Source organism: Blautia sp. ZXY-1-C6 (assembly GCF_056339875.1).
Window position 1 is genome coordinate 1 of sequence record NZ_JBWJVQ010000284.1, and the last position, 5831, is coordinate 5831.

Consider the following 5831-nt stretch of genomic DNA (forward strand, 5'->3'; position numbering starts at 1 on the left):
GGAGATAGATCGTATAGAAACTGCCAGACAGATCCGGAAACGGATCGGGAAAGAGATCACCATCATTGTATTGACATCCTATGAATTCAGCGAAATTGAAGAGGAAGCAAAGGCTGCAGGTGTAGATGCTTTTATTGCAAAACCGCTGTTCCGTTCCCGGCTGACGGCTACACTGCGGCAGTTTACTTCAGGAAGAAAAGAAAAAACAGCAAGAAATTATCTGGAGGAGCTGTCAGAATCAGACTACACGGGAAAAAGGATTCTGTTAGTTGAGGATAATGAGTTAAACAGAGAAATTGGTGTTGAAATTTTGCAGATGACAAGGGCAGAAGTGGAAACAGCAGAAAATGGAAAAATCGCAGTTGAAAAAGTGGAAGCTTCTCCGAAAGGTTCGTATGATCTTATTTTTATGGATATCCAAATGCCTGTCATGAATGGTTATGAGGCAACTGCAGCAATCAGGAGCCTTCCGGGTGAAAAGGGAAAACTGCCTGTAACTGACTTTTATGTGATTACAAAACGTATTACTAGGAACAGAGTGAACAGTAACATACATACCTTTGAACAGTAATGATTTCTTTTGCAGAGTTGATTTAGAAAAGGGCAGTATGATACTATATATATAGTTGAATGCAAACATATGTAAAAAATAATCAAAGAGGGATAAAACAAATGATAAAATTACAGCTTCATGAAAACTGGCAGTTGTGCAATATCAGACAACTGGACTGGATTCCGGCACAGATTCCGGGGGATATTTATGCGGCACTTCTTAAGACCGGAAAGATGCCGGATCCGTTCTTTGGGGATAATGAATATCAGGCGAAAGCACTGATGGAGGAGGATTACGAATACAGAACGGTATTTAATTATGAAGAAGCGCAGTTTAAAGATTGTCAGGAAGTGATCCTGAGATTTGACGGGATTGATACGATTGCGGACATCTATCTGAATGGATGTTGTCTTGGAAAAGTTGATAACATGCACAGAATCTGGGAATTCCCGGTAGGAGAGCTGCTTGAAAACGGCAAAAATACCTTACGCGTTATCATTCGCTCTCCGTTGAAGTTCATGGCAGAGGCATTTAAGAAATATAAAAACAGGGGAAATGAAGACACAATTGAGGGATTTATGCATCTGCGCAAAGCTCACTATATGTGTGGCTGGGACTGGGGTGCATGTCTGCCGGATGGAGGTATCTTCCGTCCTGTAACACTTCTGGGAATTGAAACTGCCAGACTGGACAGCGTGTATATCCGTCAGGTACATAAGGATGGCAAAGTCCTGCTGGTTCCGGAAGTAGATGTGGAGACTGTTGATGAGGAAGAGAGCGAAGCAGATGGGTATGAAGGTGCACAGGCACTGGAATATCAGGTGACTGTAACTGCACCGAATGGAACAAAAACCATATGGGATGACTGTCCGGATGAAATGGAGATTGAAAATCCGCAGCTCTGGTGGCCAAATGGACTGGGAGAACAGCCGTTATATCAGGTGCAGGTAGACCTGAAAGCCGGAAATAAGATTGTAGACACCTGGTGCAGAAAAATCGGTCTCCGTGCGCTGACCATGCATAGAGAGAAAGACCAGTGGGGCGAGAGCTTTGCTCATGAAGTAAACGGTTATCAGGTCTTTGCCATGGGCGCTGACTATATCCCTGAGGACAATCTTCTGCAGAGAACATCCAGAGAACGTACCAGAGAATTACTTCTTCAGTGCAAGAGAGCGAACTTTAATACAGTACGTGTCTGGGGCGGCGGCTATTATCCTGAGGACTGGTTCTTTGATCTCTGTGATGAACTGGGGCTGATGGTATGGCAGGACTTTATGTTTGCATGCTCTGTCTATGAATTGACACCGGAGTTTGAGGCAAATATCCGTCAGGAATTTATTGATAATATCAAACGTCTCCGTCATCATGCATCCCTTGCCCTGTGGTGCGGAAACAATGAGATGGAAATGTTTGTAAAGCAGGGCACCTGGGTGACAAAGCCGACAGAAATGAGAGATTATCTGTTTATGTATGAGCGCATTATTCCGGAAGTTCTCAGCGAATACGACCCGGATACCTTCTACTGGCCTGCAAGCCCGTCATCAGGCGGTTCCTTTGATGAACCCAATGATCCGAACCGTGGAGATGTGCATTACTGGGAAGTATGGCATGGCAATAAGCCATTTTCAGAATATCGTAAATATTTCTTCAGATATGCATCTGAGTTTGGTTTTCAGTCATTCCCGTCTGTAAAAACGCTTGAAACAGTAACAGATGATCCGAAAGAATTGAATCCATTTTCTTATGTGATGGAGAAACATCAGAGAAATTACGGAGGAAATGGAAAAATTGCCAAATACATGCAGGCAGCATACCGTTATCCTGAGAACTTCAGCGATTTTGTTTATGCATCTCAGCTTCTCCAGGCAGATGGAATCCGATATGGAGTCGAGCATTACCGCAGAAACCGGGGACGTTGTATGGGTGCAATCTACTGGCAGTTAAATGACTGTTGGCCGGTTATTTCCTGGTCATCCATTGATTATTACGGACGCTGGAAAGCGCTTCATTATTATGCGAAGAGATTCTTTGCGCCTGTAATGCTTTCCTGTGAAGAACAGAGCTGGATGACAGTGGAAGCGGATATGAACCGTCAGCATTTTGAATTTGAAAAATCCATCCGTCTGAATGTGACCAATGAAACGCTGGATGCTCACAGGGTTCTGGTGAAATGGGCAGTGCGAAAGACAGATGCCACAATTCTGAGGGAGGAAGAACAGTGGCTGGAAGTACCGGTATTGTCTGCTGTATGGATGGATAAGGTCGAACTTCCCCAGATTGACTGTTTTAATGAATATGTAAGTTATGAGGCATGGGAAAATGGTCAGATTATTTCTCAGGGAACTGTGATTTTTTCCTATCCGAAATACTTCCACTATCTGAATCCCGGACTGGCTGTGCGCGTAGACGGAGATGAGATAGTTGTTAAGGCAGAAGCATATGCAAAGAGTGTGGAAATCCGGAATGAGAATGATGACCTGATTCTTGAAGATAATTATTTTGACATGAATGCAGGAGAATACAGAGTGAAGATACTCGATGGAAAGCCGGATGGACTGAAAGTGCGCAGTGTTTATGATATATAACCTATATTCATAGTAGTATTTATGGCAGTTTGCGACGAAATTCTGTATAGTAATCCTCTTATATACATAATTTACGAAGAGGGCTATAGAAGGAAACTATAGCAATTCTATAAATTACTGCAAACAATCCAGTCCATCAGAGCGTGAAGTGCTGTGTCAGATATCTTTGCCGTGCGTCAGCACGCCTGCAGGTATCTTCCTTGTCCTTCGCATTCTGCTGAACTGTCTTGATTGCATTATTTTATGGAATTGCTATAAGATAAAAAATAAGAACCATCACACATTTTATGAAATGATGATGGTTCTTATTTTAGAGGAATTAAGGGAAAAAAGAAAAAAGTTAAAAAGAAGTACAGATGTTGCTTTACATAATATGCATTCGATAGCCGATGAAAGCATAAGGGTTGCAGAGGTCGCCCATAATTCCCATCAGATATTAGAAGATTTAGATGCAGAATTTGAGTCACAGTCAGGCTTAAAGGGGAATGATATAAAGTTTCTGTTTGCGGCTGTGGGATTACAATTGGCAAGGATTGTCATTGTAAATGAGCTGACAAAGACGGAAGCAGCCGGATCACAAAATCGGAATGAGACAAAGCTGCACGAATTCCAGGAAAAACTGTTGAAGAGATTTAATACAGGCGGTCCTGTACATGAAAGGCCGTACTATGCTTCTATGGAACATATCATCACGAAAGCCGGAGTTCCTTATGATGCTACGGCCGGATTGACGGATGGGGCACTGGCAGGACTATTGAAAAAATGCAGGACCTGGGATTTTGACATATCAAATATGATCCCTGATGAAAAGCTTTTCCTGTTCAAGGGAGCGAATCACAGATTTGCAACCTTAGGGCACGATCCGATCCTGGGGTTGATCTTTGGCACGGGGAATATTATGACAAATACGATCACCTGTGTTAAAACGCCTGCCTTTCTCTCCGGTATTCCTGTGCTGACAACCAATCATGTAGTGTATACTTCCGACTTTAAAGATCCAAGGATCGCTACGTATGGATCAACGGCAGTAATGCTGCAGCAGGCTGCTGAAAGGACAAAAGATCAGCCGGGTGCATTTATTGTATCTCTGATCAAGCAGCTTATCCATATTGGAACGGATTTCTACACCCCATGCGGGATACAGATCCCGGGTGCTAATCTTATCCTTTCCAATACACAGGTAGAGAAGCTGACAGGTTATATCAGTTCAGGAGACATATTCAAGGTTGGAACGTCCGCAAAACTGGCTGATTTGATAAATCTTCTGATCAGTACTCTGCATATGCTGATGTATGATCCATCCATGAATGTCTCCCGCAATCTGTATAGTGCCAGGACAAGGAAGATTGTCTTGTATTCTAATATGATCGCAACCGGGAGCAATGTTATATGGGTTGGCAGCAATATGTACGCTGGGAATGAAGATGCCATCAGACAGCTTGATATCGGAGGTTTGATCGTGACAGTACAAAGGCTGATAAACGATACGGAATATATCCGCCGGATAAAGGAAGAATTTGTTTTTGGCGGATTTAACAAAAAGATCCAGGGTTCTGGATTGGAATTGGAGGATATATCATGGGATTAAAGCGTGGATTATGGAGAAGTACCGGTATAGGAAGAACCATCGATACAGTAAAAAACATAGTAGATGAAGGCAGTATTTCCGGTGGCGTAAAAAGGATGATAAAAGAGGACTTGACGGAAGACAATCCGCTCGGAAAGATGATCTATGACAGCGGCAGGTATGACGGAAAAAAAGAAGGATATGAAGAAGCTTCTGCTGAATATGAGCATAAGCTGATAGAACAGGCAGACCTCTTCCTGAAACAGACAAGAGTTTTTGAAGAGGAAAGAGATGAATATGAAAAGCTGTTGGATGAATACGATAAGGAAATAGAGTTGCTGGAAAACAAAGCTGATAAAACAGATAGGGAGAATAAATACCTGCAGGAATTGTTATTGAAGGAAAGAAAGTTGATACAGTTAATTCCAGAGGATGAAGATGAAACATGAATTACGGCTCTGCCGGCGGACTGCACGATACTGCGACATATCTGACATTAAAAATGGATATTGTGTTACTGCTCAAAGGTTAGCTGGACTTAGAAGAACCGATAGTGAAGACTGATAACAGTGATATTGTCTTTTGGAAGAGAATTTTCTCCCAGAGGGAATTAATTTTCTCCCAAAATCACCATATAATTGGGAGAAAGAAGGAAAGCCTATGAGAGACTTTAACTACCACAAACTGGCAGAGAGAACGTGGGATAATGAAATCCTCTCTTATCTTGCTCAGATACATGAGCATAAATCAAATAACTGGATGATGCACTTGCAAGGTATTTGAGACAAATGCCAAATGAGGATCCGGGATCAACTTGTAATATGACCGGAAATGTTATTTTCGCTTTTAATTGCAAATGGAGTCAACCAACTCGGTCATTGAATGGCCGAGGATCCTTGCTTGTATGTCCTGGAAACAGTAAATCGGTTTCTCTCCGCGGAAGCCTCTATCCGGTAACTAAATATTGGGAAAAGAGGAGCTTTTTTCCGCGGAGAAAAGAAATTATAGCTTTGTGCAGACAAGCTTGCAAACTAGGAAGATACAAGTCAGGTACCGGATAATCATAAGGAAATGAAGTCTGTAAAGGATTTTTCTGACAGCGTCAGGTACAGAGATTTTTCCGCGG

5 protein-coding genes are annotated in these 5831 nt (G+C 42.4%); all 5 read left to right on the forward strand.

Annotated features, from left to right (window positions below):
* The coding region (locus AC075J_RS17820) for a response regulator (protein WP_476390567.1) at window positions 1–571 on the forward strand (571 nt) is incomplete at its 5' end.
* A gap of 101 nt (window positions 572–672) precedes the next feature.
* Entirely contained in the window at window positions 673–3138 is a 2466-nt protein-coding gene (locus AC075J_RS17825) for a beta-mannosidase (protein ID WP_055060012.1), read from the forward strand.
* Between the two features lie 373 nt (window positions 3139–3511).
* Window positions 3512–4726 (forward strand): hypothetical protein, encoded by a 1215-nt coding sequence (locus tag AC075J_RS17830; protein WP_147420710.1) that lies wholly within the window; start codon window positions 3512–3514, stop codon window positions 4724–4726.
* Entirely contained in the window at window positions 4717–5154 is a 438-nt protein-coding gene (locus AC075J_RS17835; RefSeq protein ID WP_055053633.1) for a hypothetical protein, read from the forward strand. The genes AC075J_RS17830 and AC075J_RS17835 overlap by 10 nt, the downstream gene beginning before the upstream one ends.
* Before the next feature lie 211 nt (window positions 5155–5365).
* Complete coding sequence (locus tag AC075J_RS17840; protein WP_256281107.1) at window positions 5366–5488, forward strand: hypothetical protein; 123 nt, start codon at window positions 5366–5368, stop codon at window positions 5486–5488.
* Window positions 5489–5831: the final 343 nt, after the last annotated feature.

Excerpts from the sequence above, each read along its gene's own strand:
- AC075J_RS17825 (WP_055060012.1), top strand. The coding sequence starts at position 673 with ATGATAAAATTACAGCTTCATGAAAACTGGCAGTTGTGCAATATCAGA.
- AC075J_RS17830 (WP_147420710.1), top strand. The coding sequence starts at position 3,512 with ATGCATTCGATAGCCGATGAAAGCATAAGGGTTGCAGAGGTCGCCCAT.
- AC075J_RS17835 (WP_055053633.1), top strand. The coding sequence starts at position 4,717 with ATGGGATTAAAGCGTGGATTATGGAGAAGTACCGGTATAGGAAGAACC.
- AC075J_RS17840 (WP_256281107.1), top strand. The coding sequence starts at position 5,366 with ATGAGAGACTTTAACTACCACAAACTGGCAGAGAGAACGTGGGATAAT.